General features: G+C 45.6%; 17 protein-coding genes. 11 read left to right on the top strand and 6 right to left on the bottom strand.

The window, feature by feature from the left end; translation table 11 throughout:
- The first annotated feature begins 88 nt into the window (after positions 1–88).
- The 7 genes from MHH46_RS06920 (at position 89) to MHH46_RS06950 (ending at position 6266) form a co-directional block, all read left to right on the top strand.
- Positions 89–799, top strand: a complete 711-nt coding sequence (locus MHH46_RS06920; protein ID WP_076185383.1) for a lantibiotic protection ABC transporter ATP-binding protein — start codon at positions 89–91, stop codon at positions 797–799.
- Positions 796–1542, top strand: coding sequence for a lantibiotic immunity ABC transporter MutE/EpiE family permease subunit (locus MHH46_RS06925; protein ID WP_076192952.1), 747 nt, complete (start codon positions 796–798; stop codon positions 1540–1542). Before MHH46_RS06920 ends, MHH46_RS06925 begins: the two co-directional genes overlap by 4 nt.
- Before the next feature lie 2 nt (positions 1543–1544).
- Complete coding sequence (locus MHH46_RS06930) at positions 1545–2306, top strand: lantibiotic immunity ABC transporter MutG family permease subunit (RefSeq protein WP_076192951.1); 762 nt, start codon at positions 1545–1547, stop codon at positions 2304–2306.
- A 15-nt stretch (positions 2307–2321) separates the two neighbouring features.
- Complete coding sequence (locus tag MHH46_RS06935) at positions 2322–2981, top strand: response regulator transcription factor (protein ID WP_076193032.1); 660 nt, start codon at positions 2322–2324, stop codon at positions 2979–2981.
- Between the two features lie 101 nt (positions 2982–3082).
- The gene (locus MHH46_RS06940; protein WP_179086308.1) at positions 3083–4345 is read left to right on the top strand and encodes a HAMP domain-containing sensor histidine kinase; all 1263 of its coding nucleotides are present in this window, start codon (positions 3083–3085) and stop codon (positions 4343–4345) included.
- A 289-nt stretch (positions 4346–4634) separates the two neighbouring features.
- The gene (locus MHH46_RS06945; RefSeq protein WP_036675873.1) at positions 4635–5408 is read left to right on the top strand and encodes an SDR family NAD(P)-dependent oxidoreductase; all 774 of its coding nucleotides are present in this window, start codon (positions 4635–4637) and stop codon (positions 5406–5408) included.
- A 498-nt stretch (positions 5409–5906) separates the two neighbouring features.
- Entirely contained in the window at positions 5907–6266 is a 360-nt protein-coding gene (locus tag MHH46_RS06950; protein ID WP_036675871.1) for a hypothetical protein, read from the top strand.
- A 64-nt stretch (positions 6267–6330) separates the two neighbouring features.
- Here the strand turns inward: MHH46_RS06950 and nrdF are convergent, their stop codons facing one another.
- The 5 genes from nrdF to MHH46_RS06975 all read right to left on the bottom strand — a co-directional run bounded on the left by nrdF (position 6331) and on the right by MHH46_RS06975 (position 13571).
- Entirely contained in the window at positions 6331–7290 is a 960-nt protein-coding gene (nrdF, locus tag MHH46_RS06955) for a class 1b ribonucleoside-diphosphate reductase subunit beta (protein WP_076192948.1), read from the bottom strand.
- A 39-nt stretch (positions 7291–7329) separates the two neighbouring features.
- Entirely contained in the window at positions 7330–9414 is a 2085-nt protein-coding gene (nrdE, locus tag MHH46_RS06960) for a class 1b ribonucleoside-diphosphate reductase subunit alpha (protein WP_076192945.1), read from the bottom strand.
- Positions 9401–9760, bottom strand: coding sequence for a class Ib ribonucleoside-diphosphate reductase assembly flavoprotein NrdI (gene nrdI, locus MHH46_RS06965; protein WP_036675861.1), 360 nt, complete (start codon positions 9758–9760; stop codon positions 9401–9403). The genes nrdE and nrdI overlap by 14 nt, the downstream gene beginning before the upstream one ends.
- A gap of 403 nt (positions 9761–10163) precedes the next feature.
- The gene (locus MHH46_RS06970) at positions 10164–11813 is read right to left on the bottom strand and encodes a helix-turn-helix domain-containing protein (RefSeq protein ID WP_076125388.1); all 1650 of its coding nucleotides are present in this window, start codon (positions 11811–11813) and stop codon (positions 10164–10166) included.
- A 30-nt stretch (positions 11814–11843) separates the two neighbouring features.
- On the bottom strand, positions 11844–13571 hold the full coding sequence (locus MHH46_RS06975; RefSeq protein WP_340034127.1) for a sensor histidine kinase: 1728 nt from the start codon (positions 13569–13571) through the stop codon (positions 11844–11846).
- Between the two features lie 323 nt (positions 13572–13894).
- Here MHH46_RS06975 and MHH46_RS06980 point away from each other — a divergent pair, with 323 nt between their 5' ends.
- From MHH46_RS06980 to MHH46_RS06995, 4 genes are all read left to right on the top strand, one after another.
- Complete coding sequence (locus MHH46_RS06980; RefSeq protein WP_036675860.1) at positions 13895–15238, top strand: sugar ABC transporter substrate-binding protein; 1344 nt, start codon at positions 13895–13897, stop codon at positions 15236–15238.
- Between the two features lie 99 nt (positions 15239–15337).
- Positions 15338–16276, top strand: a complete 939-nt coding sequence (locus MHH46_RS06985; protein WP_036675858.1) for a carbohydrate ABC transporter permease — start codon at positions 15338–15340, stop codon at positions 16274–16276.
- Positions 16277–16291: 15 nt separating this feature from the next.
- Positions 16292–17131 (top strand): carbohydrate ABC transporter permease, encoded by an 840-nt coding sequence (locus tag MHH46_RS06990; RefSeq protein WP_081383301.1) that lies wholly within the window; start codon positions 16292–16294, stop codon positions 17129–17131.
- A 149-nt stretch (positions 17132–17280) separates the two neighbouring features.
- The gene (locus MHH46_RS06995; protein WP_179086307.1) at positions 17281–23991 is read left to right on the top strand and encodes an S-layer homology domain-containing protein; all 6711 of its coding nucleotides are present in this window, start codon (positions 17281–17283) and stop codon (positions 23989–23991) included.
- 167 nt (positions 23992–24158) lie between these two features.
- Here the strand turns inward: MHH46_RS06995 and MHH46_RS07000 are convergent, their stop codons facing one another.
- Entirely contained in the window at positions 24159–25022 is an 864-nt protein-coding gene (locus MHH46_RS07000) for a helix-turn-helix domain-containing protein (protein WP_405132578.1), read from the bottom strand.
- Between the last annotated feature and the right edge of the window lie 143 nt (positions 25023–25165).

Here is a 25165-nt window from a genome sequence, read left to right on the forward strand (position 1 = left end):
CCGTATAATTTGAGCTCAGTAAAACCTTATAAAGTCCTTAGATTTGCTATATATGATCAACGTATAGCAAATGAGAGGATGATATAGGATGGGAGAATATATTTTACAAACTAATAATTTATGCAAGAATTTTAGGGGGCAGTGTGCGGTTAATGATATCAGCATAACCGTAAAAACTAATTCGATTTATGGAATGCTAGGCCCAAACGGCGCAGGTAAATCGACGACTCTAAAAATGATAACAGGGATTCTTCGAGCGACGTCAGGACAAATTTTATTTGACGGTCATCCATGGACACGTAAGGATTTACTACACATTGGAGCGCTGATTGAGTCCCCGCCACTTTACGGGAATTTGACTGCTGCCCAAAATTTGAAGGTACATACGACAATATTAAACTTACCGGATTCTCGGATTCGGGAAGTTCTTGAAATTGTTGATTTAACAACAACAGGTAAAAAAAGAGCGGGACAATTCTCTATGGGCATGAAGCAACGTCTCGGGATTGCGATCGCCTTGTTAAATCAACCTAGACTCTTGATTCTGGATGAACCGACAAATGGGCTTGATCCGATTGGGATTCAGGAATTACGTGAGCTTATACGCTCATTTCCTGCACAAGGGATTACCGTCATCTTATCGAGTCATATTCTTCATGAGGTGGAGCAAATTGCCGATCATATTGGGATCATTAGTAATGGTGTTCTAGGGTATCAGAATGCAATATATCCTGGTGATGATTTGGAGAAATTGTTCATGGAAGTCGTGACTCGGAACAGACAGGAGGTAACAAGATGATCCACTATCTGTTATCCGAAAATCTTAAATTCAAACGAACATTTTCGCGAAAATTGATTGTTGCGGTGCCACTGTTTTTTCTTCTATTTTCATTTTTCACACAACAGAACCTGCAAACGGAAGACCACTATTTTATGGAAATGGTATTTAATTGGTGGCCGCTGTTATTCATGACCATAGGATCTGCTTTGTTGTCTACACTATCGAATAACAAGGATCGTAAGGCTGGAGGGTACCGTAGCTTAAGCAGTCACGGAATTAGTATCGCTAAACTTTGGCTCAGTAAAATAATTGTGGTGTCATATTATTTGCTGCTGTCTTCGCTGCTTCTTATTGCAGTAATGTACCTATCTGGTCTTTTGTTTCCTTTGGGTGCAGCAGCCTTATCTGAAATTACAACAGCCGCTATTGTTGTTTGGTTGACCTCTTTGGGGATGATTCCAATCTATCTATTCTTAGCCGAACAATTTGGGGCGGTAGTATCTATTCTTGCAGGTCTGTTTGGGATGATTGTGAGTGTACTAGCGGCGGATCAACCTTCATGGATTTATGTTCCGTGGAGTTGGGCTTTAAGGTTAATGTGTCCCATTGTTGGTGTGCGTCCCAATGGTGTGGCTCTTTCAGCACAGGATGCTCTAAGAGACTCTTCGGTTATTTTACCTGGAATTGTGGTGTCGCTGGTATTCTTTTTGGTGACCCTCACCTTAACTAGCTGCTGGTTTAGTAGAAGAGAGGTGCGATAGAGATGGTGATACTCCGACTATTACAAGCTGAATGGTTGATGACTAAGCACACTGCAATTCGTTGGTTGATATTCCTTGTTCCTGTTCTATATCCGATGATGATACTTTGGTATTTTTCACAGCGTGCGGATCAGCTTCACATCTATGATGGTTATTTTTCATTACTAGCCTTTGGGTTGCCTGTTGGGATAGGATTATTCTCTGCTTTAATGAGTGGTTTAGAGGAGGGGGCAGGGGGATTCTATAATCTATTAAGTGCTCTTTCACGTCCGAAGTGTTATATAAGAAAACTAGGGTTCATAATCTTGGCGATGATATGGATCGTATTCGGTTCAACATCAATTCTAATACTGGGCATGAAAAAAATTTTGCATATAGAGCGGATACAATATCTAATATTCTGGCAAGGAGCTTGTTGGGTAGTAGGCACTGCTCTAATCTTAATGATCTTTCATCTCATCTTAAGTTATGCTGGAGGCATGGGACTTTCTCTAACGGTGGGTAGTGCAGGTACGCTAATTGCAGCTATCGTAGGTGGAACAATTGTAGGCGATAAAGTGTGGTTATACTTACCGTGGGCCTGGTCGATGCGGATGATTCAACTTCCCTTATTTTATGCTCAACCCAACGGGCTCATTGAAACGGAAGTATTGAAGCTGCAACTTATTCATTCCGTACCTGCTATACTTATTAGTACAATGGTAATGGCAGTGTTAGGCTTGATATGGTTTCATTACTTTCAGGGTAGGAAATCATATGAATAAATAGGAGTGAGGTCACTGGCTAATATTTTAATAATAGATGATGAACCTGATATTTTGGCGCTAGTAAATAATATTCTTAGCAAAGATCACCATAGGGTTACGATAAAAACAAGTGCACGACATATGCCTTTGAATGAGTACTCGACATTTGATTTAATCCTGTTGGACGTGATGATGCCAGATATCGATGGTTTTGAGCTCTGTACTCAAATCAGGGATATCGTAGACTGTCCGATTCTGTTTCTTACAGCTAAATCAATGGAAACGGATATTATGTTTGGATTTAGTGTAGGTGCAGACGACTATATCGTGAAGCCTTTTCGTGCAGGCGAGTTGAAGGCTCGGGTGAACGCTCATTTGCGGCGTGAAAATCGAGAGAAAAATCATATGTTAAGCGCATCTGGAGTGAAATTCAATCTCTCGGCAAAGGAGATTTTTGTTGATAAAGAGAAAATAAATCTCACTAAAAGTGAATATCAGATATGTGAATTTCTTGCTAGAAATAAAGGTCAGGTTTTTTCCAAAGAACAAATTTATGAATCGGTTTATGGCTATGACAGAGAAAGCGATAGCTCAACTATTACAGAACATGTGAAAAATATCCGCAGTAAGCTGAGTGCGAGGGAGGTTTCACCGATTGAAACCGTTTGGGGGATAGGTTACAAATGGGTGTGAAACGAATACGGCTCCGTACAGTCTTCATTCAATATTTATTATCATTAGGTGCGTGTACTCTATTATTGGCATTTCTGTGTTTAGGGGTATTTACTCTCTTAATGCAGTATGGAATGATTGTTCCAGCAAACCATACCGAGCAATCCATTGCAAAGTCTTGGGATGTTTTGCAGCGTGCGCCACAAATTACGGAAGAAATGATCCCTTGGGGAGCGGAATATGCGGTATTGGATCAGCAAAAGAATTATATTTCAGGAAATATTCCTAAAGAACGCGCTCTAGATATATTGCAGAAGAATCAAAGCAGTTGCAATCTCATGGGTACAAACTGCAGCGATGTGATTGAGCGGGAGCATGAGGTTATCGTACTGCAATATGCGATCGTACCGCAGTTCACCTCGAATTTTCTGCATAACACGCTGCCTAATCCGCAATTAACGCTATTGCTGTTTTTTGTAGTTCTGATGTTACTGGAAGTTATTCTGATTTCTGGATTTTTCGCTCGAAGACTGAGTCAAAAAATGGCTTCCTTGCAGGAAGCTGCACATCACATTGAAGCTAAGAATTTGGATTTTACTGTCGTGTATTCTGGGGTCAGTGAAATTGATGAGGTGCTATCATCCCTGGAACAGCTGAGAGAGGAATTGAAAAAGTCGCTAGAACAGCAATGGAATCTGGAACAAATGAAAAAAGAGCAGATTTCTGCGCTTGCCCACGACATTAAGACTCCTCTTACGATTATTCAAGGAAATGCAGATTTGCTGATAGACTCAGATTTAGCAGAGAATCAGCAAGAATATATAGGGTATATTTCCAAAAATGCAGATCAAATCGAACAATACATGGCAACACTCATTGAGATTTCTAATACAAGAAAACAAATTTCTCCCCGCTCTAAATGGGTTGCAACGGATGCCTTTATCCAGCAAATTCGTATGCAGTTAGATGCGTTGGTTGTCCCTAAGCGTCTTCAGATAGAATTTCACCAGGACAATAATCTGCCCCCTGAGGTGTTGATTGACGATGAGCTACTTCATCGGGCTATGATGAATGTACTCGCTAATGCGGTAGAGTATTCCCCCTATGAGAGTGTGATTTATTTGCAGGTTGAGGCAAAACAAGATCGGTGGAGTATAACGGTAACAGACAGTGGATCAGGATTTACAAGTGAGGGACTCCAATCAGCAGTTAAGCAGTTTTATCAAGGGGACAGTAGCCGTACCTCCAAAAGTCACTATGGATTGGGACTTTACATTGCCGACACCATTGTCAGGCAGCATCAGGGTAGTCTGCATATTAGCAATTCTCCCCTGACGAGTGGAGGTCAAGTTCGAATCGACGTCCCAGTTCGTGGAGTTAGGTAGAGGTTTATTACACCTCTTAGAATAACATTGGATAAAACTTCTGGTTTATCTGATGAAATTCTAAGGGGTGTATTTTTTATGACGATCAAAACCAAATTCTCAATTGTTGGAAAAGTAGATTAAAATATTGATTGCTATATACAATTAAATACAATAAAGTTGTCATATAGAGGATAATTTTGTCGATTTTTCTGCAAAAATGTTCCAATCCACATTGTATCAGGTGACATTAGGGTCTATGAGGTTCAAATCCTCTTCCTGAAAAAGACATAAGAAAGTGGTGCGCATAATGAGTAGCAACAGATTTGAAAACAAAGTAGTTATTATTACGGGTGCTGGTACCGGAATCGGAAAAGCTACAGCATTGAGAGTAGCAAGAGAGGGTGGTACTGTAGTAGTTGCCAATCGATCAGATGCTGGCGCTAACACAGTCGAAGAAATCAAAGCTTTAGGTGGAGAAGCGCTGTTTGTGCGGTCAGACGTTTCAGTTGAAGCAGACTGCAAAAATATCGTAGATCAAACCTTAGCAGCTTATGGAAAGATTGATTGCCTTTATAATAACTCAGCAATTACAGGAGATAATGCGGATGTTACAGAATATGATCCGATATTGTTTCAAAAGGTGATTCAGACAAATCTTAATGGCCAATTCTACATGTTGCATTATGCATTACCACATATGAAATCCGGTGCTTCCGTTCTAAACTGTTCCTCCTTGCATGGTATTTTTATTGGGATGGCAAATGATGCAGCTTATTCAGCAAGTAAACACGCCATTGTGGGCATGACTAAATCGGTTGCTAAAGAAGTGGGTCACCGTAATATCAGAGTAAATGCTATTTGCCCTGGTCCTATTCCTACACCAACCATGAACAGATACGAAAAGCTTTTGTCTGATGATGTAGAGATGCTTCAATCTCTTATCGCTTCTGGAACGGCTTTGGGCAGATATGGTACGCCTGAGGAAGTAGCTGCTTTTGCATGTTTCCTTCTAAGTGATGAGGCTTCATTTATTACAGGTACAGCACATGTGATTGACGGGGGCTACTCCGCAACTAAGTAATTAGACGGATTAATTTACTTATATAAGCATCTAGTATTGAAGGCTTTGCGGCGTATTCCTGTTCGAATATCCTGTAGGATGAATGGACTGGAGTTGGAAGGCGCACGCAGAGCCTTTTTTAGTTGTTTCTAAACGATAACGGAATTACACAATTGTGTATGAAATTAAGGCAAATATAACCATGAATATGTTGGAATTTGTAGAAATTTGTATTTTAATATAAATAAAAAAAGAAATTTGTCGATAATAATATAGGTAATAGGTATGAGTTAAAATATATTAGAAAGGATGTTGCAATAAAACGATACAGGAAATAGATGTCATTAACTATTGATTGTAACGATATGGCATCATTTAAACAAGGCAGTTTGTTCCAAACCCAGTTGCCAAAAGTAGAAGTTACTGAAAAGCCTGGGCAGAAATTTTTTGTCTGTTGGAGTTACATACATTACTTTCTATTATTAAAAAATAACTATTAAAACTTGGAGGAATACAATTATGTCATACACAATTAAGTACAACAAAAGTGAAAACCACATCGATGTAGTATCTATCGATTTTTCTGCTGAGGATGTTCCAGGATACTTGAAAGATTTTGAGAATATCATGAAGCTTGTTAGTCCTAAATTTACGGGTACAACTGATGTAACTGAATCTGCAAGTGTACTTTCCCCTGAAGTTGCAGCAATGTTGGCTCCAACAGGTGAGATGGCGAAAGCAGCTGGCCAAGCAGGATGGGCTTATGTAACTAAAAACCCAATTTGGAAAATGCAATTGAAACGTATTTTTGGCAGAGATTTTGCTGATGCTTACGATACCTATGAAGAAGCTAGAACAGTACTGAAAAAATTGCAATAATCTAATAAATAGAGTTAGCAAAAAGTGCGGAGAGCTTTCTCCGCACTTTTTGTTTTATCTATATTTAAAATTGAAAATCTTCATCCTTCAGTGGCTCCACATTAAGCGCCCGGACATATCCGTTGCCTTTCTTCGAGAAGAAGTCATGCTGCTTGGTGTGGGTGCTGATCCCGTTCTGTACAATCGGGTTGATCTCTTCCTCGTCAAATAGCGGATCATGGCCCAGATTCATCATCGCTTTATTGGCATTGTATCTTAGGAAAGTCTTAACCTCTTCCACCAATCCGATAGGGGCATAGATCTGCTCGGTATAACGCTCTTCATTCTCATGCAGCAGTCGAAGCAATTCTACCAGCGTATGGTGAAGTTCGCGTTGCTCGTCTTCTGGGAGCCCGTCAAAGATCTCCTGTGCCAGCACACCGACATATACCCCATGGATGCTCTCATCCCGTAGAATAAGGTCGATGATCTCACCGCTGCAAGTCATTTTGCCCTGCCCAGCCAGATATAGGGGATAGAAGAAACCACTGTAGAACAAGTAGCTCTCGAGCAGCACGGAGGCTGCCATGGCGAGGTACAGGTCTTTTGGTGAGTCTATGTTTTTGTAATATTGTGAGATGGTCTCCGCTTTGAACTGGAGGAAGGGGTTCTCTTCTACCCAGCGGAATACACTGTCGATCTCCTCTGTAGAGGACAAAGTGGTGAAAATACTGCTGTACGATTTGGCGTGAATTTGTTCCATCATACCCATGAAGCCCAGTACGGCTTTGCGTTGAAGGCCTTCGACATGTTCCATAATCTGTGGCATTCCGACTCCGCCTTGAATCGTATCCAGCAGTGTCAGGCCGCCCAGCACCTTCATATAGGAGTCCTTTTCTTGCTCACTGAGCGTGAGCCAGGACATTTTATCATCGGATAATGGAATTTCATCGTCCGTCCAGAATTGCATAATGTTCTGATTCCAGAACATCAATGAGAAATCGTCGTCGGGACGGTTCCAGTTAACGGCTTGGATAGCGGTCATAATATTGCAATCTCCTTTTCTGCGGCTATAGCCTTCCTTTTAGATCGAGCAGGTGAGGCATTCCTCGACGGACAGCTTTTTGGTCCGGGTGTAATACAGCGACTTCAAGCCTTTATGCGCCGCATACAGGTAGGAGCGGGCCAGTTCTCTGGTGGAAACATCACTGTTAACATGCAGAACGGTCGAGATACCCTGGTCGATATGGGGCTGAATTTCCGCGATCAGATCGATTACCTTGAACTGGTCCATCTGGTAAGCCGATTTATAGAAAAACACATTGTCCGGCCGCAGGTACGGCATCGGATAATAAGTAGTTGAATTAGCATAAGTCCGAGTCTCAATCTGCTCAACAATCGGCATAACGCTTGAAGTGGCGTTTTGGATATAGGAAATGCTGGCCGTTGGCGCAATCGCCAAACGGTAAGCATGGTATAGGCCATTTGTTTTTACCGCATCCCGCAAATGTTCCCAGTCTGCTGGGGATGGGATATAAATATCTCCGAATAATTCTTGTACCCTTGGGGTAACCGGGCGGTAATCGGTAGTCAGGTAACGCTCGAAATAAGCTCCCGTAGCATAATCAGAAGCCTCAAATCCATGGAAAGATCGGCCCGTGGCGGCAGCGATTTCCATGCTTTTCTCCAGCGAGTGGAAATTCATAGTCATAAAGAAGGTCCGGGCAAAATCGCGGGCCTGCTCGCTTTCATAAGCAATGTTGTTCTTAGCCAGATAGCCGTGCAGATTCATGACGCCAAGACCGACAGAGTGCATTTCCTTGTTTGCTTTGGCTACGCCTGGGGCATTGGAAATACTGGTCATATCGCTAACAGCGGTCAGGGCGATCATGCCCTCATGTACGGATTCACGGATTTTGCCATGTTCCATCACGTTAACAATGTTCAAGGAAGCCAGATTGCAGCTTACATCGCGGCGGATTGTACTCTCCTGTCCGTAGTCGGCAATCTCTGAGGTCTCCTGCAGCTGAAAGATTTCAGTACAAAGGTTGGACATTTTGATCTGTCCGACGTTTTTCAGGGCATGGGCCGCATTGGCATTGCTCTTGTTCATGATATATGGATAGCCAGATTCCAGCTGGATCATGGCAATTTTGGTCAGCATATCCCGTGCGCTCATAGCTTTCTTCTTTTTGACACGTGGATCGGCCAGCAGCTTATCATACATGTCATCCAGATCCATATCGTCGAGATGCGTGCCGTAGGCTTTGTACACACTGTAAGGAGCAAATACATGCAGCGCTTCATTGTCCTTCGCCAGCTTATAGAAGCGGTTTGGAATAATCAGGCCGATGGACAGGGTTTTGAGTCTTGTTTTTTCGTCGGCGTTGATCTTCTTGCTGTCAAGGAATTCCAGAACGTCCCAGCCAAAAATGTTGTAATAGGCTGCTCCTGATCCTTTACGTTGACCCATCTGATCTGCATAGGAGAAGCCGTCTTCCATCAGCTTGAGTACAGGTATAATTCCCTTCGCAGCATCCTCAACACCCTTGATAGTTTCACCACGGGAGCGTAGCTTGGATAGGTTAACGGCCACACCGCCACCGATCTTCGACAACTGCATGCAGGTATTCAGCACATAGTTGATGGAATTGAGCGAGTCGTCCATTTCGATTAGGAAGCAGGAGACGAGCTCACCACGCCGGCTCTTACCGGCATTTAAGAAGGTTGGTGTCGCAGGTTGCAGGCGCTGTTCCATCATCGAACGGGCAAGTACCCCCGCAGTATCGGCGTTGCCGCGTCCCAGGTGAAGGGCGACTGCCGCCACACGGTCCGGGTAATGCTCCAGATATTGTTTACGGTCATTGGTTTTTACAGCGTAATCCGTGTAGAATTTCGAAGCTGCCATATAAGATGGAAAACTGAAGTTGTAGGCATGGCTAATCTGGTAGACTTCTTCAATTTCCGCCGTGCTGTACTGATCGTAAAAATTCTCGTAGAAATCCTGTTCAATCATATAATCAACCTTGGCTTTTGTATTCGCAAAAACCAGACTCCGGCGCTCTACATCCCGCATAAATTCGGCTACTGCCTCAAGATCTTTGTCTAACTGAAAGAAGCCACTTTCGTCTCTCTTCATCAACATGTTGTTTAATTCAATATGCCGCAACCCGGCTCACCTCCTGTTTAATCCGTTCTACATCGCCAAATGTACCCGATAACTCAAATTTACCGATAACGGGCACGTTATACCGATCTGCAATCAAGTCCGCGCTGTGCGCGAACAGCTCGCCCCAGTTCTTATTGCCGCTGGCGGCGATGCCCTTCAGATTGGCATTATTGTTCTTCAAGAAAGTAGACACCTTTTCTGGAATCTGTCCAAAGCCGGTGGTATATGTAATAAGCACATAGGGCTCATCAATCGTCATATGCTCCTCAATCTGCACAGCCGGCAACTTAAGTTTGCTGATGAAGCGTCTGACATTTCCTGTTTTTGAATCATACGCGACTAGCATGGTGTCTGTCCCCCTGTAAATATTAAAAACTATTGAAAATAGTATGAAAACTGAATGGATAAGCTATAAATTCTGAAAAATCGTATCTATACTATATTTAGTGTGCGTTGTTTATTTTAATTACTATATGTTGAAAAGTCAATATGGGAACAGCAGTCTTAATAGCTGGGAAAGTGTCTCGTAAGCGGTTTTTTGGTAGACTTTTAGGGCAGAAAGACCGGAGTATTAGCATTTTGCTAGTTTAAAAATAAAAATAAAAAAATTGCAGGAATAAGGGTGATACTTAGGGATGCTGCTGAGGGTGATGGCAAGCCAATAAATCTGCAAGGAACAGAGCCTGCTCCTTGCAGATTTATTGGCTTTATTTTTGCGAAGTGGGATTATTCTTAATAATCTCTTGATCTCAAGAACGGTTGTTCACTCCGAGGCTTCGGTCAGATGGTGAATCTGCTTTAAGTTGCTGCATGTATTCCCTGGGGGAAATTCCGGTTACCTTTTTGAAAACTTTACTGAAATAGAAGGCACTCTCATATCCCAGCTTCTGTGAGATTTCGTAGATGCGACCTTCCCCACGTGCCATCATTTCTTTGGCTGTCGTGATTTTGATCTCCGTGATATATTCCACATAGTTGACCTTGGCAACCTTGGAGAAAAGGTGGCTCAGATAGTTGGGACTGAAATTGAAGACATCAGCCACTTGATTGAGCGAGAGCTTAGTTCCGAGATTTCGTTTAATATACTCTTGGACATTTTTGACGAGCTGCTCCTTGTAGCTTTGTCTGCGGGTAGAGAGGATGTCTGAGCAACCGTCCCGGAACTGGATCAGCCAGCCAGCGATCTCTTCAATCGTATGCATCTGGTAGATAGCCCGGTAGCCCTCCGGTTCATTTTCGAAAATTTGTTCCACAATGTTCTCACCGTCTGCGAGCAGTGAAGTGGCCATGTACAGAATGTTGCAGGCGGCATCAGTGGCGGGAACCAGCAGGTCGGCCCGGCCGTCGAAGATTTCGATCATTTTGGAGATAATGGCGTATAAAGCTTGGGTATCCATTTCTTCAAAAGCACGGCGGATCTCTGTACGCAATTCGGAGAAATCAAACAACAGATGATCCTGCTCCAGCGACTCTCCTTCGGCAAAAAACACAAACGACTGTGCTTTAACCGCAGCAGGAAGCGCTTTTCGGGCAGCGAGGTAGCTTTCCCGCAGCAAATAAGGATCCTCGACCGCAAAGCCGATCGCGCCGATGATCCTTACATTAAAGTAGTTATGAAGTATGGAGGCCATATGGGTCAATAGCATTTCAATCTCAGGCATCCATTGCCGTGAATCCGTCCCGTTGACGGGCAGGGTTACAGCAAAATTGCGCAAGTCCAGACTGGTCACATAACAAGGTCTTATGGAAGTAAGCGTATCTTTAGCCATTTGGACGGTACTTGAGCACAGAGCAACCATTTTATCGCCGCGGGGCGGGACACTGTCTGGTCCCAAAATACGGCAAGTGCAGACTAGATAAGCAGGTTCCTTGAGCTCAAGGTTTAAATCATCTCTCTGCAAAAGGTACTGGTTTTTATTTGCGAATAAGTTATTGAACAGGCGGATGAAAAATTTATCGCGTTGAGCTTGTAGATTGCCTCTATGAGCAAGCATGGGATAGCTGTCTAGGGTTTGAAAAGCCTCCAACTGGGAAATTGCTTTCCGAATGGAGGCATCAAGTGCCTCTGGTGTCAGTTCTAGCTTCACTAGATAATCTGTGGCTTGCACTTCAATCGCTCCACGCGCGTATTCGAATTCCTCGTAGCTTGTTAAGATGATGAACAGCGGAAGCCGGCCGTGTTTTTTGCGTACCGCACTGGCAACTTCTAAGCCGCTTTTAATTGGCATTTTTATATCGCTGATTACGATGTCAGGACGTAGGGTGTCAATCATTTCTTCCTCTTGAGCCCCGTTGTGTGCAATGCCGACAATTTCTATATTATATTGCTCCCACTTCAGCATGGACTGCAAGCCGATGCAGACCAGCGCCTCGTCATCAGCAATTAACAACTTGATCAATTCCATCACATCCTTGCTTGATATGCTACTCTATTCCTTTTGCAGGAACGGCAGAAGAATCTTCATCCGGGTATATTGGCCCGACTCACTCTCAATCGAAAGACCGTAATTATCCCCAAATGCCAGGCGCAAACGTTCATTTACGCTGCGGAGTCCAATATTCTCGGGCATTTCTTTGCTTCCATCACCTGGATTCGACAGAATCGTGGAGATTTCTTCTTCCTTCATCCCTACACCATTGTCTTCAATCGTAACTAGAATATCGGCGAATCCACTTTTGGTCACCTTAATGAGAATTTCTCCTCTGCCTTTGGGCTCAATGCCATGGAAGATGGCGTTCTCGACCAGGGGCTGGAGCGTGAATCGTGGAATTAGGCCGGTTAGCAGTTCCTCGTTGTCAATCTCCTTTACCATAGAGACCGTACTGCCATAGCGGTATTTCTGAATTAGAAAATAATCATCCAGCAGGCTCAGCTCATCTTTCAGCGGCATTAGTCTACGGTTGTCTTTGGCGATGCTGCGCAGCAGTCTGGATAGTGAAGTGGTCATTTCCGCGATGCCGGTAGCATTCTGAATTGTAGCCATCCATTTGATCGAATTTAGTGTGTTGTACAGGAAATGGGGATTGATCTGACTCTGCAGCATCCGGTATTCCAGCTCCTGCTTCTGTTTCTCGTCAGCGAGCCGGCTGTCCATAAGCGCTACGATATCTTGGGACAGGCGGTTAATGCCCCGGCCGACATCGCCAAGCTCGCTGTTCCATTCGATATTGCGGTCCAGCAGGAAATTGCCCTGGGCGATCTTATCAATCCGCTTCTTCAGTTTTTCCACCGGAAGACTGATGGTACGGGTCAGATACAGCGTAATGATAGCGCTTAAGACAATAACCAAGAGACAGACGCCGAGCATAACCAGAATCCATATATTTGTCTTGGGAGCGAACAGGTCATTGGATAAAGTCTGTGACAGAATGACTCCGCTGCGTACGGGATAAGATACCACGATATGGCTCTCTTTCTCGTCCTCGAGCTTGACCATGGATAGCTCAGTTTGCGGACCGACAGGTTTATCATTGGTATAGGCCACCGGTTCATACGGCTCTGCAATGGCGATGACCTGGTCGCCGATGAGCTGATAATGATGATTGCCGAGCGTCAGCAGCAGCCGGGAATTCTTCGGCAGGGAGTACCCTTTCAGCTTGTCGGTAATAACAGTGGTATTTGCTAACAGGTACACCGTTCCAACCCGGGAAGCCCCTTTGCCGTAAATAGGAAAAACAAATGGAATCCCGTTCGTATTAGACAGCGGGTCCTTGATCACCCGGTCCCATTTCTCCTCGGCATCATTGCTAAGGCCGGTAATTTGACCGATATTGTGTATGGTAAGCGGAACAGAGGTGCCGGTTTTATCCACCTGCAGAAACTTTCCGTTGCTATCCGTAACAATCAGACGGCGGGCATAGCTGTTGGAGCGGTTGTTCAGGAAGTCCTGCTGCATCGAGTTGAATACATTAACTGCTTCCTTAGAGCTAGCCTTAGGTGAGCTGAAGTAGTCTGTAATCAGGGTATTAGTAGAAGAGTTAGTGCTGCAAGTCATCGCCAGCGATGACAGATCAATTAAATCCTGTTCAATAATATGGGATACCAGCTGCAGATTGAATTCGGTCGCCTGGATGGTTGTTTTACGCTGATAATAAGTAATTAATTCATAGCTAAAAAAAGACAACAGCGACGCTATCAGCAGTGCGAATACGGCCATGAGCAGAATAATGCGACTTTTAATGGTGGATTTTCTTACCGTATTTAACACTCCTCTACAAAATGTGAAAACATATAAAGCGTTTTCATATACCATAGCATATTCCTGCGTTCCGATACAGGGGGAGGTACATAAGCTGAATATTTTACATGTTTTAGATAGAAAATTACAGGTTTGAACCGGAGCAGGGAAGAAGAACACAGAAAAGTGAATGAACTTTGTTTGATAATGCATGCCATTCTTGCGAAAAAAGCTATAAACTTTGAACTAAGCTCAGAAGAGCCGATCGTAGTTACACAATCAGAAGAAAAGGGGATATTTAAATGAAACTGAAAAGATTCTATGGCATAACCCTCGCCACAGTATTCTCCATGAGTCTGTTGGCTGGATGTTCTGGTAATAACAACAACGAAGGTGCTGCTGCAACGACAGCTCCAGCAACGGGGAATTCTGCAAACGCTTCCGCTGAACCGAGCCAGGAGCCTGTGACTTTGAAATGGGCCTTGTGGGATTGGGAAGCTACTGCTTACTACAAGCCGCTAATCGATGCCTATAAAGCTGAGCATCCGAATGTAACGATCGAATATGTCGATCTGGGGTCGACGGACTATATGACCATGTTAAGCACACAACTGTCCGGTGGCGCAGATCTGGACGTACTTACAATTAAAGATATTCCGGGCTACTCGAACCTTGTGAAACAGAATCACCTGGAGCCGCTTAAAAGCTTTATGAGTGGCAACGCTATTGATCCTTCGGTATATGGAGGTACTGTAGAACAAATCGAAGTGAACGATGAGGTGTATGCGCTTCCTTTCCGCAGCGATTTCTGGATTCTCTACTACAATAAAGATTTGTTCGACAAAGCAGGCGTGGAATATCCAAGCAATGATATGACATTCGAGCAATATGATGAGTTGGCCAGAAAAATGACTTCCGGCAGCGGTTCTGAAAAAGTGTACGGAGCTCACTACCATACTTGGCGTAGTGCGGTTCAACTGTTCGGTATTCTGGACGGCAAGAACACTGTTGTTGACGGAAACTACGATTTCTTGAAACCAACCTATGAGCGGATCCTGAAAGAACAGGAAGACGGCATCGTAATGGATTACGCCACACTGAAGACTTCAAGCACGCACTATTCTGGCGTATTCTACAATAATTCCGTTGCTACTATGAACATGGGCAGCTGGTTTATCGCTACACAAATTGAGAAAGTGAAGAGTGGCGAGTCCCAATCGGCTAACTGGGGCATTGCGAAATACCCTCATCCGGATGGTGTGGAAGCCGGTACAACCTTGGGTACAATTACATCCCTAGCTGTAAATCAGAAATCCAAACATAAAGAAGCCGCACTTGATTTCATGAAATTCGTGACTGGTGAAGAAGGCGCTAAAGTCATTGCTTCCACCGGAACCATTCCAGCGATTAAGAATGATGAAGTTATCAATTCCATTACTTCCATCGAGGGCTTCCCTACGGATGAGAACAGCAAAGCGGCACTGACTACTGTTAAGACTTATCTGGAAATGCCTATGCATGAAAAGAGCGCAGACATCGAAGTTATTTTGAATGAAGCGCATGACAATATTATGACTAAAAATGCTTCGATTGACGAAGGTTTGGATGATATGAATGCTCGCGTACAGCAGCTCTTGAATAATTAACCTTAAGAGAGCCGGTTCTAAGGGCGGGTGAAAGCCCGCCTTTTATATTAAAAAGTATAGATTTGTGGGGAAAGTTTTAGAAGGTTTGGAGGAGAAAGAATGCAGAACGAAACCATATTGGGTACAAAAAAGATCCCTAAACGTCATTTGTCAAAAGGTGTCCGGGAAAACCTGGTAGCTTACAGCTTCATTGCGCCGAACTTTATCGGATTTGCCCTGTTTACACTGGTACCTATGTTTTTTGCCTTTATCCTTGCTTTTGTGAAATGGGACGGGGCCAATCCAATGAAGTTTATCGGGCTGGACAATTTCACCCGGTTGATCAGAGATACAACATTTCACAAAGCATTATGGAATACCATTGTTTACACTATTGGCGTAGTACCGTTCACCATGATTGTCGCGCTGGCGCTGGCGATTCTGCTTAATCAGAAGATAATGGCCCGCAATTTCATGAGAACCGTATTCTTTTTCCCTTATGTAGCATCCCTGGTAGCCGTTGCTGCCGTATGGAACTTTATCTTCAGTCCTACGATGGGTCCGATCAACAATATCCTGCATACCCTTACCGGTATCCCGCTGGAGGATCTTCCCCGCTGGGCAGCGGATAAACACTGGGCGATGTTCACAGTAATACTGTTTACAGTGTGGAAAAATATGGGTTATTACATGGTTATTTACTTGGCAGGTCTTCAGGGCATCAACCCTGAATTGTATGAGGCTGCTGAACTTGATGGTGCGGGCGCGTGGAGAAGATTCCGCAATGTGACGGTCCCTCAACTGGCGCCTACCTCTTTCTTTGTTCTGATGATTCTAGTCATCAATTCGTTCAAAGTCTACGATATCTTTATCAACCTATTTGCCGGCGCCGATAACCAGTTGAATGATTCTACAAGGGTTATGGTGTATCAAATCTATAATACGGCGTTCCGCTCGCTTGATTACGGATATGCCAGCGCCATGGCCATTGTATTGTTTCTGCTGGTACTTGGCATCACCATCGTCCAGTTCCGCGGCGAGAAGAAATACGGACAATAGGAGGATTCAAAAGATATGGTTGGTAAAAGTAAAGGACTTAGAATCAGCATTATGGTTCTTGTGTATATTTTGTTGTTTGCGACAGTACTGGCGATGCTGGTTCCGTATATATGGATGTTGTCTTCTTCACTCAAGATGAACAAAGATGTGTTTTCCTTCCCAATGCAGTGGATTCCACAGAATCCGCGCTGGGAGAATTTCGCGGATATCTGGACACGGATTCCGCTGGGCCGTTTTATTTACAATACGGCGAAATTATCGATTATCGTAACGATTCTACAACTACTGACTTCCAGCTTTGCTGCGTACGCGTTCTCCAAACTGCATTTCCGGGGAAAAAACATTCTATTCCTTGGATATATTGCAACAATTGCGATCCCTTGGCAGGCTTACATGGTGCCGCAATTTATCCTGATGCGTTACATGGGACTTAACAACACGCATTTGGCAATCATACTGCTGCAGGCATTCTCGGCATTTGGAGTATTTCTGATGCGCCAGTTCTATCAAGGTGTTCCGGATGAATTATGCGAGGCTGCCCGTATTGACGGCTTGAGCGAATATGGAATTTGGGCGCGAATCATGCTGCCGTTGTCCAAGCCAGCATTGTCTACATTGACGATCTTCACCTTTGTCGCTACCTGGAATGACTTCCTAGGGCCAATGATTTATCTGACAGATACGAAACTCAAGACTATCCAAATCGGACTAAGAATGTTCATCTCGCAATATTCCGCCGAATATGGCCTGATTATGGCCGCGAGTGTGGTGTCCATTATTCCGGTTGTAATTGTTTTCCTGGCTCTGCAAAAGTACTTTGTACAAGGTGTTGCAGCATCGGGCATTAAGGGCTAGAACCGTATTTGACCTGGCAGTTGCATGCTTCATAGGCTGCCAGGTTTTTTTATAAGTCAAAGGGATCTGTATAACTCTAGTAATTATTCATTTAACAATAAAATGAATACGCTTTCTTTTATTATTGGCCATCAAAGGAGGAGAAGAGAATGAACAGAAAGCACTTTCGAAAAAGGCTTTTCTCAATAACGATGACTACTGCGCTCGTAGTTGGGATGTTTCCGGCATTCACTCTGCCTGCAGCCTCTGCTGCTACCGTAAATTCTATCTACGCTGCCGCCCATATGGGGGCTACAACAATTGCAGATACAACGCTGCCAGCCAGCATTGATATCGGAGGCCAGAGCACAGCAGTGAACTGGAATATTGGAGCAGATACCTTTGCCGTGCCATACGATGCCGTGACCGTCAGCGGTACAGCAAACGGGGGGCCGGTCGTAGCCAGTGTTGAAGTTATTCCGCCCGCAAGTAATCCGTTGGTTTACTTTGTGGATAGCGGCAGAGGGGGCGATTCCGTAGGCAACGGGCCTACTTCCTCGCCGCTGTACGAAGCGGTCCGCACGCTGAGCGGCAGCGATTTGCTCAACCAGTCACCCGACCAGAAGTATATCAGCGGTACGGCGGACTGGGGATTTGATGATTCCGTAAACAAGGTCAAGAATTCCAAAGACGGGGGACTTACCGATCCAGCCACCGATCCGTCCCTATGGACTGTCGGACTTCGTGCCGACCCTGCCAGCAATCATATCGTGTATAAATTAAAAGCGCTTGAAGCTGGAACCTATACGCTCAGCAGCGGTTTCCATGATTGGTACGGCAGCCGCTCCCGTGTAATACGTCCTCAGATCGAGTATAAGGATGCTAGCGGGGCAACCAAGAACATCTTGTTTGACCAGTTCAACACTAATGTGACTAAACTAATTTCCGGCGAATTCACCATTCCTGGAGACATTGACGTTAGTAGTCCAATGACGTTGACTTACGCCTATGTTGCTGACGAAAAACCTATTTTGAGCTGGTTCGCCGTTGCCAAGGGCGGAATCAAGAAACAGATCGAAGAGGCTACACAGAGCGCAGCTTCTATGGTCAAGGTTCTGCTTGACGGCAACGATATCCAAGCTGACAATGTCAACGGCCTCACATTCAAGGGATTTGGCGTACTAAGCGCTAACAGCACCAGTGCGCTTTTGCTGGACTATAAGTCAGAGTATCCAGAGGCTTATGCAGAAATGCTACAGATCTTGTTCGGTGGAGAACATCCGCTCATGACGCATGTGAAAATCGAGATGGGCAATGACCGCAATAACTCCACGGGACCTGACCCGGCGACTATGCGTACGGCCGATGAAGAGGCAAATGTTACCCGGCATCCCGGCTTCCAGCTTGCCGCAGATGCCAAGGCAGTGAACCCTGATCTTAAAGTGAGCATCCTGAGATGGAGTGCTCCGGCCTGGGCGAATAACAACGACAAAATCTATACCTGGTACAAAAAAACCATTCTGGCCGCTTATCGTGAATACGGTTATATGGCCGATTACGTTAATCCTTATATCAACGAGCACGCTCCAGATTTGGCGTGGACCAAACAGTACGCTGAGAGAGTCAAGACTGACAGCGAAGGCTTCAACAGCACCGAAGAGCGGGAACTGTACAACCGGATCAAGTCTGTGATATCCGATGAAGTCGGGATTGGCAGCTTCGGTGCCAGTATGGTGAGTGATCCTTCTCTGCGGGAAGCTGTGCCGATCGCTGGATACCACTACAACACGGACGACGACAGCGCAGGCAATTTCAAAAAACTTGCAGAACAATATGATATTGAGGTTTGGAACAGCGAGGCGCAGTCTACCTTCAGTAATTCCTCTTTCCGTCCCAACAACAATATGAAAGATCCTACAGTGGCAGGAACCGGCATTGGTGGTGTCGGCAGTCCGCTGGAGATGAGTAACACGATTATTAAAGGATTCGTTAACTCCCGCCGGACACACTTTATTTACCAGCCAGCCATTGGTTCCTTTTATGAAGGCGGACAATATTCCTTCAAGGAATTGGTCAGCATGCGCGATCCGTGGTCGGGATGGATTCATTATGATGCGGGTCTTGTCACTCTGCAGCATTACAGCTGGTTTGCGAATGTAGGCTGGGAGAACGAGGATAATACTGCTGGGATCTGGCGAGCGGTTCCTCAAGCCAGCTCTACAGGTGCGACAGGCACCAATCCGGTCAGCGGCCGCAACGGTTCCCCTAGCTATATAACCCTTGCAGCACCTGATAAAAAAGATTTCTCGACGGTTATCGTGAACGATAGCGAGTATTCCAAAATCTACAAGCTGCAGACAGTCAATATGGCTTATACGGGTAATCCATCCATGGAAGTATGGGAAACCCGTGCCGCTGATGCAGGAGAAGCGTTCAACAGCAATTATATGCAGTATCTCGGTGATGCCACTGCTGATGGCAGCGGGGTGTATACCGTTAAGGTTAAACCGTATTCGACCGTGACTGTGTCTACTTTGAAGAACAAGGACAAAGAAGAATATAATACACCGCTGCCTGTAGAAGGCGAGCGTACCGTACTGGATACTGATGCTACAGGAGCAGGACACAGTACTGGGGACAACATTCTGTACGCTGATGATTTTGACTATTCCAAGCAGACTGTTGTGAAGATTGGTGCAGGCGGTCAATCTGAGGGTACCCAGAGCTATATCGAATCCCGCGGCGGTTCCCAAAGCGTTATCCCGCGTTATACCCATGACCGCAACGGGGCATTTGAGGCCTATCTTCCGGACGGTTCAGACAATTATGTCCTGCGGCAGCAGCTGGACACGGGAACCATGGGGCTTGGCGGCACATGGAACAGCGGAGATCCCGTAACGGCCATCGGCGACAACCGGTGGATGAACTACAAGGCCAGTGTTGATGTATCGTTCGAAACAAACAATACTCAGGGCGGAGCCAATTATGCTGCGATAGGCGCCCGTTATCAGGGAGGTGGCAGTTCCCACTCCATAACCGGTACACCGTATGTGCTGAAATTCTGGTTCGACGGCGGCTGGCAGCTGCTGGTCAACAATAGCGCAGTTGCGAGCGGAAATGCCGCGAACGGTTCCGGCGGCGTGAAGATCGACGGATTCGATACCGCATATGACGCATGGCATAATATTGCCGTTCAGGTTGCAGGTGATAAAGTGACTGCCTATCTGGATGGGGTGAAGCTGGCTTCCTATACCGACCCTACTCCTGAATTGTCCGGCCGGGTAGATCTGGCCAGCGGCTACTATCACGTCCGCTTCGATAATTTGAAGGTGGAGAAGGTTGAGGGCTACACGCCGTATTATTCAGAGCTTCTAGACAATCTTGAAATGTATGACCTGGCTGCGGCTCCGAATCCTAAACTGATATATACCGGGTCGTGGAGCCATATAAATGGAGCGGGCATGTACATTTACCAGCGTTCTCTTTCTACCAGCCAGGCTGTAGACGCTGCAATGGAATATACGTTTGAAGGCACCGGACTGGATATTCTAGGAGCGAATAACGGATCGGCGAAGCTTGAGGTAACGGTGGACGGAAAAGTTATTGCTCTATTGGCTGATACAGTAGCTTCCAAGGAGCTGTACCAGACGTACGCACTCCGCGGGCTTAAATATGGCCAGCACCATGTGCAGATAAAGGTGGTAAGCGGCACCTTGGTTGTCGACGCGGTGGCGGTTGTTTCCGGGGAAGTAACCGGTACTGTAGATACTGCTGCTCTTCAGGCGGCGGTAACAGCCGCGAAAGAAATGAACAAACAGGATGAATATTCGGACAGAGACTGGCAGCTCTTCGTAGATGCACAGAGCGATGCACAGGGAGCACTGGATAATCCTATTTTATACAAATTGGATCAGGAAGGAGTTACTCAGCTTGAAGCACGCCTGATCTCCGCCCAGAACCAGTTGACTACGGGAGATATACGGGAGCTTGTCGCTCCTCAGGATTTGGCTACTTATGCTGGAAAACTGCCGAATCTTCCAGACAAGGTGGAAGCCACTCGGGCAGACGGATCCAAATTGCTGGTATCAGTAAAGTGGAATGTAAATGCAGCCAGCTTCAACAATCCTTATGAACGGGTAGCTGTAACCGGCACTTATGGAAATCTGAAAACAACTTGTTATGTGGAAGTGGTACCGGAGGGGCTCTTATACTTCCTCGATGCTGGTGTATCGGTGGACGGTATCACGCCGCCGTATACGTTAATCAAGGATTTTGTAGGTGACAGCTTGCTTAATAACAAGGCGGATCAGCCTTCGACAGGCAATGGCGTATGGGGGCATACCAGTACTAAGTACCTCCTCAAGGGGCTTGGTGGCGCTGTAGTTCCTTCTGATAAAAGTCAGACAGGTGTTTATGGTTCGGATACAAAAAATAATCCACTTGTATACCTGCTCCCTTTGAACGCAGGCAAATATACGATTACGTCATTCCATCGGGACTGGTGGAACAACACCAACCGCACGATGGATATTACGCTTAGCTATATCGACGCTGAAGGGAAAGAAGTGACCAAACCGGTCCGAACCGGACTCGTCGCAGGTCCTAATGGCGCTATGATTAACTATGACTTCACGCTTCCGGTGAGCGGTACTGTGAAATACTCAATAAACAATACGTATTCAGGCAATCAGGCTGCATTGATCAGCTATGTGGCTGTAGCTAGAGATAAAGCCAGTGTTGCTAATGAGCAGGCTGTAAATGAGGCTAAGAGTATCATAGAAGGTGCGGTATACAGCGTGCAGAAGGAAGTGGCAAACAGCGAAGAAGCTGTCCAGACTTGGCTGCTGCAGACGATAGGCGCTCTGCCCGGTCTCAATGATACCGGAGTTACGATCGGTGAGATTACCTTGTCTTCCTTCCAAGAAGCAACCGATGAGACTAACGGCAGCTTCAGCTTTACGGTATCACTGAGTAAGGGAGAGGCCACAGCGGACAGTTCGGTGAGCGGAACAATCAAGCTGCCGGAACCGGATACTGTTCAGCCTTTGATTACTCTGTTAGGTGATGCAATAGTGAATTTGCACATCGGTTCTGAATATACAGATGCAGGAGCGACTGCTTATGATGACAAGGATGGTGATATTACAGACCGTATAACAACAACAGTTAGCAGTGAAGTATACGGCTTGACTGCTCTCGATACAGCGAAAGCTGATATTTATACCTTCCATTATAATGTCAGCGATACCGCAGGCAATAAGGCTGAAGAAGTGACAAGAAAAGTAGTCGTTGCACTTGATCCGGATGTAATGAAGCCGGTGATTACACTGCTTGGTGAACCGTCCATTCAACTGGAAAATGGCGCAAGCTATATGGATGCCGGAGCGACAGCGGTAGATGACCGTGACGGCGACATTACGGAGCTTATTATAGCAACGATTACGAAGAATGAGGAGAATGTGCTGGCACTGGATACTAAGGCGGCAGGCATCTACACCTATCATTATAATGTGAGTGATGCGGCGGGCAACGCGGCTATCGAAGTGACTAGAACCGTGACAGTGGGCGAAGCAGAGCAACCTCCGGTAGTGACGCCAACACCAACACCAACACCAACACCAACACCGACATCAACACCAACACCGACATCGACGCCGGAACCGGAGCCAACAACAGCAGCAACATATACGCCGGCGCCAACGGAAGCACCAGTGTGGACGGTAGCACCGACACCAGCAGTCACCCCGTCCCCAACGCCAACACCGCTGCCGCAGACCGAAAAGGTTCTTGACCCAAAGGATTTCACGGCACCAGTTGGAGGAGTAATAACGGTTCAGCTTACTGAAGCTACAGAATCCGTACTGCTTCCAGCAGGATTATCAGGAATCATCGGAGAGAACACTCTAAGTCTGGCTTGGAGTAAGGTTGTTATCAATTTGACCCCAGAAGTGCTGAAGAGCATTCAAGAAAAAGCTACTGGAGGTCAAACGGAGGGGGCGCGAATTAAGCTCTCAGCAGTGAAGGTATCCAGAGATGCTGTGGAACAGTTAATCAATAATCGGGCTGTTAATGGTTCCGTACATTTATCTGCGGCAAGTGATGTGATTAACTTCAGCTTGGAGGTTGTTGCTGCCAACGGCACTGCTGTAACGGTAACTGCTTTTGATAAACCGTTGACACTTACGTTCAACGTAGATCCGGATGCCAATATAAGCTTGCTCGGCAGCTACTATATTTCTGCAAATGGTGCGCTTGAATTCATGGGCGGAACGTTGACTAATGGTAAATGGACTGCTGAAATACGGCATTTCAGCCAGTATGCAGTCCTGGAATACGATAAGCTGTTCACAGATGTCAGCAGTAACAGCTGGGCCAGCAATGTGATTAAGACCATGGCTGCGAAGCATATTATTGAAGGCATTTCCAGTACGGAGTTTAATCCGCAAGGGGATGTAACTAGGGCACAATTCGCTGCTATGATTGCACGCGCGCTTGGGCTTAAGGCAGGAAGCCATTCAACATTTGGTGATGTGGATTCCAAAGCCTGGTATGCCGAAGCCGTTGCAGCTGTTAGCGGAACGGGTATCGTGCTCGGACGCAGTGCGGATTCGTTCGCCCCGGATCAGAGCATTACCCGCGAGGAAATGGCTGTGATGATCGTTCGTGCTTATGAATATTTGCAGGGAAGCGAGACCAATGAACCTGCTGTAGGATCGTTCAGTGATTATTCCCGGATTCATGACTGGGCGAAGAACGCAGCAAACATCGCCGAACAGGCGGGACTGATCAAGGGACGCGGCAATAAGCAATTCGCGCCACAAGAGACGATGACCCGTGCCGAAGGTGCGCAAGTTATCTCCAATCTGCTGGGATATTTGTAAGTAGCATTTCAAAGAACCTGGCAGGCTGCATTAAGCGGGCTGCCAGGTTCTTTATAGATTTGGAGAGACGGGGGAGTGCTTAGGAAAACAGCGGCCGGAAGTCCAACTATTCACCGCAGTAGCGATTGCATCTTTTTTGAAAAATCCTTGAATTTGAGTTTTAAAGCTCAGCTTCTTTTACTATATTTTCCGGGTGGAATGCCCGTGATGTTCTTGAAGGTACGGATGAAATTGGCATAATCGTTAAAGCCGGACAGATAGCAGGTATCGGATACGGAGTTCCCGGCGGACAAGAGCTGCTTGGATAACGCAATTTTTTTGAGCAAGACGTAACGGTAGATGGTTCCGCCTGTCTGCTGTTTGAACAGATGGCTGAGATAATATTTATCGACGTTCAGTTCTCCAGCGATTTGCTCCAGTGACAGATTTAGATGCAAGTGGTTGTCGATATAGCTCATGGCTGATTGAATATGTGAGGAAATGATGCTGGGCACGGTAGATCGGGTGCGGCTGTACAGCTCATTGATGAGGACGAGGATCTGAACCAGGTAGGTCAGAGCCAGAACTTCGCTCCCGTACTGCTGATTCTCTAATGTCTCAATCAGGCGGGAAGCAAGGGTTGTATACTCTTCAATCAGCGGTTCATCCATTTGCGCGAGATTATGCTCTCCGGGCTGGCGGTTCTGGAAACAAGCGAGCAGATTTGTAGATGCGGTACAGAAGGGATAGACAAGTGGAGCTTTGAAATGGATTGTCAACCGTTCATAGGGCTCCGGAGATAAATTGATGATTTTATGAATCTCGTGATTGTTGAACAACAGGACATTGCCCCGCTGCAGGGGATAGCTGAACTGATCTACAAAACCGTTCACCTTGCCGCCCAAGAACAGGAAAATTTCATAGTGGTCATGGATGTGGAAATCCCTGGTAGGTGAGATCGGCGAATTTCCGATACCTGCCAGAATATCTCCATCGAACGGCTCATAATACTGGGCATGCTTCATTGGAACTGCCCCTTTCAGATTGATCACAATATACGCAATAAAACATCATTATTCGCAAAGACATTGCAATAATACAACACTAAACTATAGTAGAAGATTACGCAATATAACAAGATTCAGGCGTTAGGCAAGAGAAGTAGCTGTAGCTGATTAGATGCAATTGAAAGGGT

The sequence above is a fragment of the Paenibacillus sp. FSL H8-0175 genome (genome assembly GCF_045040615.1).
GTDB classification, from domain to species: Bacteria; Bacillota; Bacilli; order Paenibacillales; family Paenibacillaceae; genus Paenibacillus_AQ; species Paenibacillus_AQ odorifer.

Excerpts from the sequence above, each read along its gene's own strand:
- MHH46_RS06975 (WP_340034127.1), bottom strand. The coding sequence starts at position 13,571 with ATGGCCGTATTCGCACTGCTGATAGCGTCGCTGTTGTCTTTTTTTAGC.
- MHH46_RS06990 (WP_081383301.1), top strand. The coding sequence starts at position 16,292 with ATGGTTGGTAAAAGTAAAGGACTTAGAATCAGCATTATGGTTCTTGTG.
- nrdI (WP_036675861.1), bottom strand. The coding sequence starts at position 9,760 with ATGCTAGTCGCGTATGATTCAAAAACAGGAAATGTCAGACGCTTCATC.
- MHH46_RS06995 (WP_179086307.1), top strand. The coding sequence starts at position 17,281 with ATGAACAGAAAGCACTTTCGAAAAAGGCTTTTCTCAATAACGATGACT.
- MHH46_RS06920 (WP_076185383.1), top strand. The coding sequence starts at position 89 with ATGGGAGAATATATTTTACAAACTAATAATTTATGCAAGAATTTTAGG.
- nrdF (WP_076192948.1), bottom strand. The coding sequence starts at position 7,290 with ATGACCGCTATCCAAGCCGTTAACTGGAACCGTCCCGACGACGATTTC.
- MHH46_RS06925 (WP_076192952.1), top strand. The coding sequence starts at position 796 with ATGATCCACTATCTGTTATCCGAAAATCTTAAATTCAAACGAACATTT.
- MHH46_RS06945 (WP_036675873.1), top strand. The coding sequence starts at position 4,635 with ATGAGTAGCAACAGATTTGAAAACAAAGTAGTTATTATTACGGGTGCT.
- MHH46_RS06950 (WP_036675871.1), top strand. The coding sequence starts at position 5,907 with ATGTCATACACAATTAAGTACAACAAAAGTGAAAACCACATCGATGTA.
- MHH46_RS06930 (WP_076192951.1), top strand. The coding sequence starts at position 1,545 with ATGGTGATACTCCGACTATTACAAGCTGAATGGTTGATGACTAAGCAC.
- MHH46_RS06985 (WP_036675858.1), top strand. The coding sequence starts at position 15,338 with ATGCAGAACGAAACCATATTGGGTACAAAAAAGATCCCTAAACGTCAT.
- MHH46_RS06980 (WP_036675860.1), top strand. The coding sequence starts at position 13,895 with ATGAAACTGAAAAGATTCTATGGCATAACCCTCGCCACAGTATTCTCC.
- MHH46_RS06940 (WP_179086308.1), top strand. The coding sequence starts at position 3,083 with ATGCAGTATGGAATGATTGTTCCAGCAAACCATACCGAGCAATCCATT.